General features: G+C 61.8%; 12 protein-coding genes. 1 reads left to right on the top strand and 11 read right to left on the bottom strand.

Features of this window, described 5'->3' with window-relative positions; genetic code table 11:
* The first annotated feature begins 5 nt into the window (after nt 1-5).
* On the top strand, nt 6-2,411 hold the full coding sequence (locus tag G9U53_RS03450; protein ID WP_082661457.1) for a LuxR C-terminal-related transcriptional regulator: 2,406 nt from the start codon (nt 6-8) through the stop codon (nt 2,409-2,411).
* An 82-nt stretch (nt 2,412-2,493) separates the two neighbouring features.
* Here the strand turns inward: G9U53_RS03450 and G9U53_RS03445 are convergent, their stop codons facing one another.
* The 11 genes from G9U53_RS03445 to G9U53_RS03395 all read right to left on the bottom strand — a co-directional run bounded on the left by G9U53_RS03445 (nt 2,494) and on the right by G9U53_RS03395 (nt 13,435).
* Complete coding sequence (locus G9U53_RS03445) at nt 2,494-4,311, bottom strand: ABC transporter ATP-binding protein/permease (protein WP_058038670.1); 1,818 nt, start codon at nt 4,309-4,311, stop codon at nt 2,494-2,496.
* Nucleotides 4,312-4,342: 31 nt separating this feature from the next.
* Nucleotides 4,343-5,092, bottom strand: a complete 750-nt coding sequence (locus tag G9U53_RS03440; protein ID WP_054825611.1) for a DUF6390 family protein — start codon at nt 5,090-5,092, stop codon at nt 4,343-4,345.
* Nucleotides 5,092-6,162 (bottom strand): hydrogenase expression/formation protein HypE, encoded by a 1,071-nt coding sequence (hypE, locus tag G9U53_RS03435; RefSeq protein ID WP_058038669.1) that lies wholly within the window; start codon nt 6,160-6,162, stop codon nt 5,092-5,094. The genes G9U53_RS03440 and hypE overlap by 1 nt, the downstream gene beginning before the upstream one ends.
* Nucleotides 6,152-7,264, bottom strand: a complete 1,113-nt coding sequence (gene hypD, locus G9U53_RS03430; RefSeq protein WP_007735088.1) for a hydrogenase formation protein HypD — start codon at nt 7,262-7,264, stop codon at nt 6,152-6,154. The genes hypE and hypD overlap by 11 nt, the downstream gene beginning before the upstream one ends.
* Nucleotides 7,261-7,560, bottom strand: coding sequence for a HypC/HybG/HupF family hydrogenase formation chaperone (locus tag G9U53_RS03425; protein ID WP_003942168.1), 300 nt, complete (start codon nt 7,558-7,560; stop codon nt 7,261-7,263). Before G9U53_RS03425 ends, hypD begins: the two co-directional genes overlap by 4 nt.
* 16 nt (nt 7,561-7,576) lie before the next feature.
* Nucleotides 7,577-9,865, bottom strand: coding sequence for a carbamoyltransferase HypF (gene hypF, locus G9U53_RS03420; protein ID WP_050655148.1), 2,289 nt, complete (start codon nt 9,863-9,865; stop codon nt 7,577-7,579).
* Nucleotides 9,862-10,149, bottom strand: coding sequence for a HypC/HybG/HupF family hydrogenase formation chaperone (locus G9U53_RS03415; protein WP_007735086.1), 288 nt, complete (start codon nt 10,147-10,149; stop codon nt 9,862-9,864). Before G9U53_RS03415 ends, hypF begins: the two co-directional genes overlap by 4 nt.
* Before the next feature lie 3 nt (nt 10,150-10,152).
* Nucleotides 10,153-10,647: a hydrogenase maturation protease gene (locus G9U53_RS03410; protein WP_047271381.1), complete on the bottom strand. Its 495-nt coding sequence runs from the start codon at nt 10,645-10,647 to the stop codon at nt 10,153-10,155.
* 174 nt (nt 10,648-10,821) lie between these two features.
* Entirely contained in the window at nt 10,822-12,183 is a 1,362-nt protein-coding gene (locus tag G9U53_RS03405; protein WP_058038668.1) for a hypothetical protein, read from the bottom strand.
* Nucleotides 12,180-12,818, bottom strand: a complete 639-nt coding sequence (locus tag G9U53_RS03400; protein WP_007735081.1) for a DUF6084 family protein — start codon at nt 12,816-12,818, stop codon at nt 12,180-12,182. Before G9U53_RS03400 ends, G9U53_RS03405 begins: the two co-directional genes overlap by 4 nt.
* Nucleotides 12,815-13,435 carry a DUF5947 family protein gene (locus G9U53_RS03395; protein ID WP_058038667.1) on the bottom strand — a complete coding sequence of 207 codons (621 nt, stop codon included), beginning with the start codon at nt 13,433-13,435 and terminating at the stop codon, nt 12,815-12,817. The genes G9U53_RS03400 and G9U53_RS03395 overlap by 4 nt, the downstream gene beginning before the upstream one ends.
* Nucleotides 13,436-13,438: the final 3 nt, after the last annotated feature.

Here is a 13,438-nt window from a genome sequence, read left to right as displayed (position 1 = left end):
GTGCCTTGACAGATTTCGCACACGCGATTCCGCGTACACTGTGTGGGGTCAATCCACTCAGGACGTACAAATTCGGCGCGATTCTCATGGCGGCAAAACGAGGAAACCTACCGATCGAACTGAGCAGTTTCGTCGGTCGTCGGTCCGAGGCCAAAGAAGTCCGACGCCTGCTGTCGGACTACCGGCTTGTGACCCTTACGGGCCTGGGTGGGGTCGGCAAAACCCGCTTGGCGCTCCGTGCCGCCGATGATTCCTCCCGTGCGTTCCCCGGGGGCGTCTGGTTCGTCGACTTCAGCGAACTGCGGGAGCCGGCACTTCTCGATCAGACGATTCTTGCCGCACTCGGAGTACAAGACCGATCTACGCGGTCACCGCGATCGGTACTGATCGGCCGTCTCGTCGACGAACGTGTCCTGCTTGTTCTGGACAATTGCGAACACCTCATCGGCTGGGTTGCCGACACCGCCGCCGAACTTCTCCGGTGCTGTGCCCGATTGGCACTTCTGGCGACCAGCCGAGAACCGCTCGACATTCCCGGCGAGATGGTATTACGGGTGCCGCCTCTGCGATTTCCCACCGAGGCGCCGTCGCCAACCGACACCCGTGATGGTGATGCGATGATGCTGTTCGAGCAGCGGGCACGTTCCTCCGTGACGGACTTCCGCATCACCAGCGAGAACAGCGCGGCTGTGGAGAAGATCGTCCGCCGGTTGGAAGGACTACCACTGCCGATCGAGTTGGCGGCTGCCCGACTGAGGGCGATGTCGGTCGATCAGATCCTGCAAAAACTCGACGACCGCTTCCAACTGCTGACGCGGGGCAGCCGGAACGCTCCAGCGCGTCAACAAACGCTTGCACAGAGTATCGACTGGAGCTTCGCTCTGTGTACGCCGCCGGAGAAGTCGTTGTGGGCGAACTCGAGCGTATTTGCGGGTAGCTTCGATCTCGGGTCCGTCGAAGGAATTCTCGCCGACGAAGCACAGAACGACGACTTGGGCGATCTCGTGATGTCCCTTGTCGACAAGTCGATCCTCATCCGTGAACAAAACGGCTCTTACGTCCGCTACCGCCTACTCGAGACTCTTCGCGACTACGGGCGTGAACTGGTGTCAGTCGACGAGTGGGTCTCGCTGCAGCGCAGGCACAGTGAGTGGTTCAGGCAACTCGTCTTCCGCGCCGGAGTCGACTGGACGGGGCCGCACCAAATCGATTGGATGACGCGGATCGACCGCGACTTACCCAACGTGCGCACCGCGTTGGAATTCGGTCTGACCGAACCCGACTCGGTCGAAGCCACATTGCGTACCGCAAGTGCCTTGCATGATTACTGGCTTGCACGTGGTCGATTCAACGAAGGTCGCTACTGGTTGGGTCGCGCCCTGGCCGAGGTGCCCGAACTGACCGAGGGCACTCTCGATGAGGCGGTAGTCGAGGCCGCCGCGACAGGCGCACTGCTGGCAGCCCTCCAACGAGATATCGCTTCGGCGACAAGCATTGCCGAAGAGGCTCGGCGACAGGCCGAGATGCAGCGGAACGACGACGGACGCATACTGGCGCGGTACACGCTCGGATTCGTCGCGGTCGCCGACGGCGATCTCGTGCGCGGCGCCGAGTACCTGGAGCAGGCTGTCGCAGCATTCCGGGCAAACGACGACATCGCCCGTCTGGTACCCGCGCTCTACTGGTTCGCCTTCGTCGTCGACGCACTCGGCGAAACCGACCGGGCTGCAAGTATTTACGAGGAGGAGTTGGCCCTCACCGAATCGCGCGGCGAAATCTTGTGGCGGTCGATGACGATGTCGGACTACGGATCCGCCCTGTGGCGTCATGGCAACCACGCTCGCGGTATCGAGCTACTCGAAGATTCTCTCCGATTGCTGCGAGGGCTGGGTAACCAGTTCGGATGTGCATGGTGCCTCGAGGAAATCGCGTGGACGCTTGTCGACCGGGACACAAAGCTGGCAGCCACACTGATGGGAGCTGCCGACACGCTGTTCACCGCCACGGGCAGCCCGATGGACACCTTCAGGAGCATGGTCCCGTACCACGAAAACAGCGTGACCGAGGCTCGTAACCGGATCGGAGACAGGGTGTTTCAAACAGCATTCGCTCATGGACGAGCTCTGACTCTCGACGACGCAGCGGCCCGCGCGCTGAGAGAGCAACCGCCCGGTGGATCACCGAAATCGGCGGCCGACGAAGTGCTGACTCCGCGGGAGCAGCAGGTGGCCGAACTCGTCGCACAGGGCCTGACCAACCGAGCAATCGCGGACAAGCTGGTCATTTCTCAGCGCACTGTCGACGGCCACGTCGATCACATACTGAACAAACTGGGGTACGGCTCGCGCACCAGGATTGCGGCCTGGGTGCTCCAGCGCACAAACGACTTCCGCAACCCTTCGACCTCGTGACGGTCCGTGTCTCCGATCGATCGCGGCGCGGCGGGTAACCCGGCCGAATCCTGTCGCAAGAATCCGACTGTCGAAAGTTTTCTCAGCCTTCGTGATCAGCGAGAGTCCAGTGTCCCGCACCGCGCAGTTCGAGTTGTCGATTGTGAAAAACGTCGAGGGTGCTGCGATGCCCGACGCTGACAATGATGCTGTCGGGCAGTTCACGGCGAAGGATGTCGTAGAGCGTGTACTCGAGGCCTTCGTCGATTCCGGATGTCGCCTCGTCGAGAAATGCGGTTCGCGGTCGGATCAGGAGGACTCGGGCGAACGCCAACCGTTGTTGTTCGCCCGGCGACAGAATTCGAGTCCAATCAGCCGGCTCGTCGAGCCGACCGATCAAATGTGCGAGATGCACCTCGGCGAGCGCATCGTGGAGCCTGCGGTCGTCGAAGTTCGAGCGCCCGGTGTTCGGCTGACCTGAGGGCAACTGGTCCGGATATGCCAAACCCGCGCGCAGAGAACCCAATGGTAGGTATGGCCGTTGTGAGAGGAACAGGACGTCTCCGACCGGGGTGGTCACGGAACCGTTTGTGTACGGCCACAACTGCGCGATGCTGCGGAGCAGCGTGGTTTTGCCGCTACCCGACGGACCCTTCACCAGCAGTGCATCGCCGGGCCCCAGTGACATGTCGAGTTCGGAGATCAACGCCTCACCAACCGGCGTGCGCACGTCGAGTCCCCGAACAACCAAATGACTGCCAGCGGAGAACGCGTCGAGCACGGGAAGTGCGCGGGCACGTCGATTGGCATCGGCGAGCCCGGTCAAACGGATCAGTGTGGCCCGGAAACTTGCAAAATCGGCATAAGACTCTCGAAAGAACGACAACGAATTGTGCACCTGGCCGAATGCTTGAGCAGTTTGCATCACGTCGCCGAAAGTGATCTGCCCGCTGAACAATCGAGATCCCTGGACCAGAAACGGAAACACCACCGCTGTCTGATCCACTGCCAGATTGAAGCCACTGAACTTGAGCGTCCGGAAGACGATCGCCCACATATTGCGGATCACTGCAGCAAAACGTAGTCCGAGCGTGCGTCGTTCGACGTTCTCTCCGCGATAGAAGGCGATGCTTTCGCCGTACTCCCGTAGTCGAACCAACGCGTACCGGAAGCTGGCGCCGAGTTTCTCGTTCAAGAAGTTCAGCATGATCAAAGGCCGGCCGATCCAGAATGCGAGTGCCGTGGTCACCAACACGTAGATGTAGACGAAAAAGATCATCGCTCGCGGAATCTCGGCACCGAAAACAGTCAAGGGACCGGACAGATCCCACAGGATCTTGGTGAAGCTGACGATCGAGACCATTGCGGCGACGGCGCCCATGGACAACGTGCGGGACGACGTCGCGAATGCGGTGATGTCTGCCTGAATACGTTGGTCCGGATTGTCGACCGGGTTCTCCAGGAAGTTTCCGCGATAGTACGCGCGGCCGTCGAGCCAATCGTCGGTCAATGTGTCATTGAGCCAACTGCGCCAATTGATATCGAGTGTTTGGCCTACCAGGTAGACGACGAGTGAGCTAGCGACGTGGACTGCGGCCAATATCGCGAACACTCGCAGGTAGTGCCAGAAAGCGGTTTCGTCGAGGTTCTGAATGGCGTCGTAGAAATCCTTGTACCAGTACGAGAACAACACCGTCACGCGGACACCGAATATCGTGAGCAGCAGCAGTAACGCGAGAATCGACAGCGGAATGACGGTGCGCCGGGGATCGAAGTAGGGCCAAGCCATTCGCCGAAACTGGTTGCCCCAGACGGTATACCGAGCAAGCAGCAGCGCGGTGACGACGAGAACCGCTACCGTGATCGCATATGCCTCTGCCAACCACAGTGCGCTGTCCGGTACCGCGCTACCCCAATTCACCGTAGCCTCCGTCCTGGAGGGGAACTGACGATCACATATCGGTCGACAGCATTCGGTTCGCGATCCGCAATCCCGAGTCTTCCGCGGCATCCAATGCACGTGATTGCTCTGCCGTTATCCTGTCGCACACCCAATCCCAGTGCATCGTCACCACAGCGCCGGGGACGGGCATCGCCGCAAGCGCGTTGCCCTCGACCCTCCACCGCACTCTCTGCGTTGCCGGTCGGCCGCGTGCGAGTTGCTCACCGTCGAACTCGAGCGGGGACGAAACCACCAATGCATGCTCCTCGCCGACGTCCTCGACCACTCCCCATCTGATCCGGCAGTTCTGGAGGACGGACAGTGGGACCGCACCGCGCTTCCGAAGAAGCTTGACCCACGGATACACCAGAAATACGTGAAAACTGTGGTGCGCGAGCGCGCGGTCCCGACCCCCGAGGACGGGGAGGAACCCGGTGTTCTCGCGTTCACCGAATGCCCCCCTCAAGTGCTGTAACAACTTCCCCGAATCGAGAGAGTCGAGGAGATCACCTCCCACCCAATAGGCTTCGATCACTCGCGAATCCAGGGGGTCGTCGATGCCCGCTCCTACAGCCAATGCCTCGAGGTACGGCCACGCACCGTCGAATTGACGAGCGTGATCACGGTCGCCGCTGCCCGAGTTGCCGCTGGCCAGACGAAGCAGCACTGAAGGATCGTCGGGTCCGCAGTAACCCAACTCGTTCGGCGGATACGCGTAGCGGGCAAACAACGCCGGCCCGTTCATACCGACGGCAGTCATCAGCAGATCCGAGGAAGTTGTTCACCTGCCGGCAAATCCACTACCCGATTGCCTCCCAATGCCGTACGCGCCACCACCATTGTGCGATGTTCGGCCACGCACTCCCCGATCACGGCGGCTCCCACACTCAGTGGATTGCCGTGCATCGCTTCCAGAACCAGGGCGGCATCTTCGCGTGGAACGAAAGCGATCAACTTGCCCTCGTTTGCGACGTACAACGGATCCAAGCCGAGTAGCCCACAGGCGTCGCGCACGTCAGCGGGAATCGGCAGATCTCGCTCCACCAGCGCAACCCCGATGTTCGACGCCTGAGCGATCTCGTTGAGGGTCGCGGCGACTCCGCCCCGCGTAGGGTCGCGCAGGACGTGGATGTCGACACCGGTGGCAATCATGTCGGCCACCACGCCGTTCAGGGCCGCACAATCACTGCGCACTTCGGTCCCGAATTCGAGACCTTCGCGACAACTCATCACGGCCACGCCGTGAACGCCGATGTCGCCGCTGACGATCACGACGTCACCCACTTGTGCGCGAGTGGGGCTGATGTCCACCCCGTCTGCGACAATCCCGATTCCTGCGGTGTTGATGAAGACTCCGTCGCCGTGACCGGCATCGACGACCTTGGTATCACCTGTCACCAGCCGAACGCCGGCAACGTGCGCGGCCTCACCGAGCGCCTTCGCGATTCCCGCGATGTCGGTCAGTGCCGTCCCTTCTTCCAGGATGAATGCCGTCGACATCACCAATGGCTGCGCTCCAGTCATCGCCAGGTCGTTCACCGTTCCGTTGACAGCGAGATCGCCGATAGTTCCGCCGGGAAACACCATGGGTTTGACGACATACGAGTCGGTCGAGAACGCGAGCCGCACCCCGCCGACGTCGAATACGGCCGAGTCACCGAGTTCTGCATCGGCAGCGCTTCCGAACGAGGGCAGGAACAGGTGCTCGATGAGCTCGGCGGACATCGCTCCTCCACCACCGTGCCCCATGACGATGTTCGGCGAATCACGCAGCGGCAGTGGGCAGACCCACGCCGACAAGTCCACGACAGCGGTCTCCTCAGCCGGCATGACCCGCCTCCTGAAGTTCCAGGCGCCGGTACAGGTAGTACGCGGCGCACGCCCCCTCGGACGACACCATCGTGGCACCGAGCGGATTCCGCGGAGTGCATTCCTTCCCGAAGGCACTGCACTCGTGTGGCTTGATCAAACCTTGCAACACTTCTCCGGAACGGCAGACGCTCGACTCGTCAGTGTGGATATCGGTCACCGAAAAACGCTCTTCGGCATCAAAATACGCATACTTCGGTGCCAGCTGCCAACCGCTGTCCGGGATCGATCCGATGCCGCGCCACGTCCGGTCCGACACGGCGAACACATCCTCGAGCATCGCTTTCGCTGCGGTGTTGCCCTGCGCGGTGACGGCACGGGCGTAGGCATTTTCGACCTCGTATCGACCCGATTCCAACTGCAGCACCGTCTTTCGGATGCCCTCCAGCAGATCCAGCGGCTCGAATCCGGTGACGACGATCGGGACCTTGTACTTCTCGGCCAGCGCCGGGTACTCCGACGTTCCCATCACACTGCACACATGCCCGGCCGCCAGAAATGCCTGCACGCGGCACTCTGGCGAATCCATGATCGCGGCCATCGCCGGCGGGACCAGAACGTGCGAAACGAGTAGCGAGAAGTTCTCGATACCCAGGCGATTGGCCTGATAGACGGTCATGGCGTTGGCCGGCGCGGTGGTCTCGAATCCGATCCCGAAGAACACCACTTGCCGGCCCGGATTCTCCTTGGCAATAGTCAGTGCATCCAACGGTGAGTACACCACCCGCACGTCACCGCCGGCGCTCTTGATGCGGAACAGATCCGACGAACTCCCCGGAACTCGCAACATGTCCCCGAAGGAGCAGAAAATGACATCGGGTCTTGCCGCGATTTCGAGAGCTTTGTCGATGATCTCGAGCGGGGTGACACAGACCGGGCATCCGGGTCCGTGGATCATCTCGATCTGTTGGGGAAGTAATTGATCGATGCCGTGTCTGATGATCGAATGTGTCTGACCACCACACACTTCCATGATCGCCCATCGCCGTGTGGCCAGCGCACGGATCTGATCCAGCAGTTTGCCGGCCAGTTCCGGATCGGAGAACTCGTCCAGATATTTCATGATTCCGTCTCCTTCGGTTCGATCCCCGCGGCCCGGGCAGCCCTTTCGAACCCGTCACCGAATTCCTCTTCCAGTACGCCGAGGTGCTCGAATTCCGCCAGCGTGCTGCGAGCGGATTCCTCGTCGAGTCGCTGGATGGCAAATCCGACGTGCACCACGACGTACTCGCCGACTTGGGCGCCCGGAATGTACTCGAGACACACTTCTTTTCGGACGCCACCGAAGTTCACCACCGACATCGTCGTTCCGTCGCGTTCCTCCAGGGACTCGATACGTCCCGGTACGGCTAGGCACATGACACAACTCCTGACCTCATGACGAACTCCCCACCAGCACTTGGCCGTAGGCGAGACCGCCGTCGTTCGGCGGCAACTCCAGTCCTGTCAACGGCGTGAATCCAGCGTCTGAGAGCAGAGCACACGCCCGAACGAGCAGTAGAGGGTTCTGAAAGACACCTCCGGTGAGTACTACCTCGTCCACTCCCGCCAGTTCCCGGCCACGAATTGCCCACTCGAGCACCAGGTGCGCTACGGATTCGTGGAAACGGGCGCCGATCACTTCAGCGGGCAACTTCTCCCGGAGATCGCGGACAACAGCCCGAATGACCGACCGCGGATCTGCTGTCCACGAATCGTCGTCCGACTGCGTCCAATCGAAGGTGTACCGCGAACCGGCGCTGTCGACTCCCCTCGACACCCCCTCCAACTCGATGGCAGCCTGCGCTTCGTAGTCGACCCTCTGACGGACCCCGGTCAGCGAGGAGACTGCGTCGAACAACCGCCCCATGCTCGAGGTGTCCACGCACCCGAAACCGGTTTCCATCTGGTGAAGTAGGACCGACTGCTCTCGGGGCGGACAGGCTGCCACGGGCGCGAGGTCGGATTCCCAGTCCAACCCGGCATGCCACAGGTGGGCGAGCGCCATTCGGTACGGCCGTTCCACTCCGGCATCGCCACCGGGCAGCAGTACGTATCCCAGATGCGCGAGACGGCGATAACCCTTGTACGTCGCCAGCAGTAGTTCCCCTCCCCACACTGCGCCGTCCGCCCCGTAGCCGGTGCCGTCGAACGCTATTCCGAGAACTGGTTCGCTCCCGTCCCGGCCGTTCTCCCCCATCACGGAAGCCACATGTGCGTGGTGATGCCCGACGATGCGCACCGGTCGGTCACCACTACGACTGCGAGCCCACGAGGACGAGCGATACCGAGGATGCTCGTCACAGGCGATCTGGTGCGGCACCACCCCCGTGATCGATTCGAAGTGACTCTCCGACGCAGCAAAACTGTCGATGACAGCGAGGTCGCCCATGTCTCCGATGTGCTGACTCGGCCACACATATCCGTCCTCGGCAAGACAGAAGGTGTTCTTCAGGTCGGCCCCGACCGCCAAGGTAGGCGGTACGTCGAACGGCGCGGTGACGGGCAGCGGAGCATATCCGCGCGAGCGACGAAGCAACTGTCTTCCACTGCCGACTATTCGCATCACCGAGTCGTCACACGGCATCAAGATCGGACGGTTGTGGGTCAATACCCCGTCGGCCAGGTCACCCAATCGTTCGAGATCGTTGTCGGAGTACAGAATCGGCTCACCGCCGATGTTCGCCGATGTCATGACCAACACCGCTGGGCCCGCCTCTTCTCCGGCCAAACCCAGAAGAAGATGCTGAATCGGGTTGTAGGCCAGCATGATTCCGATATCCGGAATGCCGGGGGCAATCAAGGGGGAAAGCGCGTATCCAGACGCTTTGGCAACCAGCACAATCGGGCGCTCGCGCGAGGACATGGCATCAGCCTCGGCATCACCGACCACACCCAACTCTCTGGCTTCTGGCACATCGCGCACCATCACCGCCAACGGCTTGCTTGCTCGATGCTTGCGTTCACGCAACTCGTGAACCGCGCGGTCGTCGCGGGCATCACAAGCCAGGTGAAATCCTCCGATTCCCTTGACAGCAAGAATCTTCCCGTCTCGCAGTAGGGATCGGGCTCGTAGCAGTGCACCCTCACCGGTCACGGCGGGCGCGTCCCCTTCCACGAACGATAGCGTTGGACCGCACTGCGGGCAGGCAATCGGTTGCGCATGAAACCGGCGGTCGGCGGGATCCACGTACTCCGCCGCACAGTTCGCGCACAACGGGAATCGCTTCATCGTCGTAGCGGCCCGGTCGTAGGGCAGCGATTCGATGATCGTGAATCGCGGACCGCAGTTGGTGCAGGTGATGAATGGATGACGATATCGCCGATCGCTCGGATCAGTCAGTTCCCGGAGGCAGTCGTCGCAGATCCCGACATCCGCCGGCGCCAAGGTTCGCCCGACCGACCCCGCATCCGTCTCGACTATGCGAAACCCCTCACGACCAACCGGCCGCGAGTCCTCGCGCTCCACCGACTCCACCCGTGCCAGCGGTGGGGGGCGGTTTCGCACCCGAGCGACAAATGCATCGATTGTCTCTCCGTCGCCTTCGACGTCGATCACGACACCGAGAGCAGAATTTCCCACCGAACCCGACAGTCCCAGTTCGGTGGCGGTCGCATGGACGAACGGCCGGAAGCCCACCCCCTGGACTACGCCACGAACGATGACACGGCAGGCGATCTTCATGTCCCGACCTCGCCGTTACCAGTATCGGAGTCGACTACCTCACCGTCGTGGCCACCACGGCCCATCAGTTCGAGGCCGGCCCGAGCATGGCGAGCTCCCTGCTCGTCGACCTTCTCGACTGCAAAGCCCATGTGGATCACCACCCAGTCACCTGCCGTGACGGTGCCTTCGTCGAGCATTCCGATGTTGACCTTGCGTGGTGCCCCCTCCACGTCGACGAGAGCGAGTTGACCTCCGTATCCGTCCAGTAGTTCGCGTACCCGTCCCGGAATCCCCAGACACATGACTCACACCTCCGGCCCCAGTGTGGTGGCATCACAGTCCACGTCGATGGACCGGACGAGTGCCAGCACCGCAGAAGCGGCTTGCCTTACCGAATCACGCATCTCCGCACTCAATCCGATTCCGTCGCCGATCGATTTCGCATGTGCCCCCACCACGAACGTCCGCGGGAGTGTTCCGCCGAGGGCCTGCAGGCTGGCAAACACCGAACTCGGATGCATCGAGTGCGCGTCGAAACCTCCTTGCGGGCCTTCACTTTCGGGGTCCACTTCGATGATCGCGAGCTTGCCCGGGACTCCGGTCGCCGGTAAGGCATCGATCAGGACCAGGGCGTCCCACGACTCCAACAAGTCGTACGCCAGATGCACGCCCCGAATCCCGTAGTCGACCAGGTGAGCTCCCGATGGGAGATTCTCATGCTGCAGCGCCCGAACAACTTCGGGGCCGAATCCGTCGTCTTCGAGAAATATGTTTCCGACACCTGCAATCAGCACGCGCACAGCGCTTTACATCTTTCGCATTCGCAGATAGCGCTGGATGTCCGGCATCGACACCACCAGGACGATCGCGGCTGCGATCGCGGTGGCGCCGAGAAGTGCCGTCGACAGCAATCCCATGCTCCTCATGGCGAGTTCTCCTCTCGATAGCTGTGAAGTTCGATAGCTGTGAGTACGTCACGCGCTGTCGCGCGGCATCGGCTCTATCTCGTCCGGCGCGAAGTACAGGTAGCGGCCGTACCAGTTGTGCAGATCGGCGGCCGGATCGTCCAACAGTGTCACCCCAACATGAATGTCGCCGTCCACGTCTTCATGAATGGTGGCGACGTGGGCGATCCGGCCGTCGAAGAACAGGTCCTGAGCATCAGCGCGGCGTGAGGGGTGGAGCCGAACTGTACTTCCACCAGAGACACGGACGCCGTTGATCAGAACTGCGTCGGTGCGTGGTTGGACACTGGTGTCGGCTTCCGGGGTCCACCAGTCCACACCGTCAGGCACCTCGGGTATCAGATCAGAACCGGCGTGCGGATTTCGCAGCACACCGTGCAGGCCGGCTAGATCGTCGTCCGTCAATCGCTCACATCGGTCGATGATGTCGGCAGCTCTGGAGTCGGTAGCTCGCGCCCGCGCCTTTTCCTCGTCGGTCATGGCAAGGATTCTCAGGGTGAGAATTTCGTCGATCTCGGTCGAGTCGAAGAGAGATCCCTCGCTCTGCGGCGCAATCTCGGGAAAGTCGTACAGGATGATCGGTGACACCAGAACGGTGGGAGATGTGCCAGGGTGAGTGGGGTCCTCGGTCCCCGCAAGCACCGGATAACAGCGATTTTGCCGCAACTGCTCCGAGTGATCTGCTTCTTCGAACAACGACAGGAACCTCGAGCCTGTGCAGTTCACAATGACGTGAGTCCCCAGCATCGATTGCGCGGTGGCCGTGCCCTTGTCCCGTGCGTCGACGCTCGTGGCGTTCATGATCGTCACGGAAATCACCGTGCGTCCGTCCCCGGCGGAGGCGCTCACTGCCAAGAGGCCATTCACCGGAAGCCGTGTCCGAACGATCCGTCCGACCACCCTGCCCCGAGAGCCCGACAAAGTCTCTCCTTCGACAACTCCGGCCGCACAGAAGGTTTCTTCGACGCCGGCCTCGAGTTCGTCCAGACCCCACGGACCCAACACGATCTCGGACTCGGTGGCTTCGTCCCACGAGATCGACTCCCGCTCGCCGACTACCAACCGATCGACCGGGATCCACGCCCCGCCGGCGCCGAGTCGTTCAACCGTCCGCGACTGGTGGTGCAGAAATCTCACAGTCGCAGAAACCTCGACGCCGTTCCGCTCGAATTCGCCGAGCAGACATTGCGCGGACATCGACGGTTCCTCGCCGACTCCGACCTCGGCGGCGCCGGGCGGTCCGAGAACCCCGAACTGCCAACGGGATTGATTCTTCGCCGAGCCGGCCCGGTAGGGATAGAGAAGATATCCCTCGTACAGGACGGCGTCGGCCACGGCCCGAACGTCGTGATCCATCCCCGTTCGAGTCATCGCGGCACCTGGCTCGCCGTCAGCAACTGCCGCACGGCTGAATCGAGGTCCGTGAGGCCGTGCGCTGCCTTGAACCGCACGAGATCGGCAATCGTCTCATGGTCGAGGCGTACCCAACCAGACGCCGGATAATGCGCAGCCATCAGCTGTTTCCACACGTCGACCGGCAATTCGTAGGCAGCAGATCTGTCCCACGGGATCTGCTGCACGGAGAAACCACGCGGTCCGTCGGTGAATACCGTGCCGCTCAGTAGAACCACGATCGGAATCGTTCCGTCTCCGAGTGCGTGCATGTACTTCGACGCCGTCACCGAGAAGTCGTACGTACACGCCATGGGCAAGGCCGCGACCGTTGTTCCGGTGAATCCTTGAACGACCGTGGAACATTCCATCCACAGGAAGGTGCGCAGCGTACTCGACCAACGCTCCCGCGGACCGAAGAGATCGCGCAGACCTTCGCCTTCGGCGTCGGAGTACGGTCGGCGGTGTGGTTCGATTCGTACCTGCGCGCGCAGAGCCACCGCACGGACGGTCGTGCCGGTGGATTCCGACATTCTCAATCTCACCGTCAGATTCGGCGTAACCGCGTACGGTTCCACCTCCATGTTGTCGATCGAGAAGTCGAGAACAGTCATGCCGACCTGCTTCGCGCCTCGACGCGCCCGAAGAACTCGTCCACTGCGCGTGCGGCATCCTGGCCACCGTCGAATCCGCGCCACACGGTGCGCAATCGTCCCACCAGTTCGTAACAGGCGTCGATGGGAACAACGAAGCATCTCGGCGATTGTCCTGACGTGGGCACCGACACGATCAACGCCTCGACGTCGGCCCGCATCTGCGCGAGCCCCGGATTCTCCTCGAGCACAGTCTCGAACGAGTCGATGGGCAACTCGGATTCGGTAGCTCCGGCCGGTCCCGGATAGAGGACTATGTACTTGTCGAGGAGTGAGTTGCGGAAGAAGAATGCCAGGCCGACGGGGATTTCCAGAGACTCCCACCGGCCAGGGCCGAGGTCGAAGTCCGGAAACTCGAGGTACCGATCGGGAACCGCTTTGTATCGAAGGTCCGCGTCGACCGGTGCAAAGAGTAGATAGCAGGGTCGGCACACGCACATCAGGCTCCGGACCTGTACGTCCACGACGTGCTGGTGTTCGTCGCCTATGCCCGCCGCACACATCTCACACCTCGGTCCGGTCGGAACGACACGCGACGAGGCGATTCGTGTGAGCACCTCTCCCACAGTGACTTTCATGAC

Origin of the sequence: Rhodococcus sp. D-46 (assembly GCF_011290655.1) — a bacterium.
Taxonomy (GTDB): domain Bacteria; phylum Actinomycetota; class Actinomycetes; order Mycobacteriales; family Mycobacteriaceae; genus Rhodococcus_F; species Rhodococcus_F qingshengii.
This window is presented reverse-complemented; position numbering and strand designations above follow the sequence as displayed.

What these genes read in the sequence shown, in the direction of transcription:
- G9U53_RS03400 (WP_007735081.1), bottom strand. Translation starts at nt 12,818, where the DNA reads ATGACTGTTCTCGACTTCTCGATCGACAACATGGAGGTGGAACCGTAC.
- G9U53_RS03440 (WP_054825611.1), bottom strand. Translation starts at nt 5,092, where the DNA reads ATGACTGCCGTCGGTATGAACGGGCCGGCGTTGTTTGCCCGCTACGCG.
- hypD (WP_007735088.1), bottom strand. Translation starts at nt 7,264, where the DNA reads ATGAAATATCTGGACGAGTTCTCCGATCCGGAACTGGCCGGCAAACTG.
- G9U53_RS03425 (WP_003942168.1), bottom strand. Translation starts at nt 7,560, where the DNA reads ATGTGCCTAGCCGTACCGGGACGTATCGAGTCCCTGGAGGAACGCGAC.
- G9U53_RS03415 (WP_007735086.1), bottom strand. Translation starts at nt 10,149, where the DNA reads ATGTGTCTGGGGATTCCGGGACGGGTACGCGAACTACTGGACGGATAC.
- G9U53_RS03405 (WP_058038668.1), bottom strand. Translation starts at nt 12,183, where the DNA reads ATGACTCGAACGGGGATGGATCACGACGTTCGGGCCGTGGCCGACGCC.
- hypF (WP_050655148.1), bottom strand. Translation starts at nt 9,865, where the DNA reads ATGAAGATCGCCTGCCGTGTCATCGTTCGTGGCGTAGTCCAGGGGGTG.
- G9U53_RS03395 (WP_058038667.1), bottom strand. Translation starts at nt 13,435, where the DNA reads ATGAAAGTCACTGTGGGAGAGGTGCTCACACGAATCGCCTCGTCGCGT.
- hypE (WP_058038669.1), bottom strand. Translation starts at nt 6,162, where the DNA reads ATGCCGGCTGAGGAGACCGCTGTCGTGGACTTGTCGGCGTGGGTCTGC.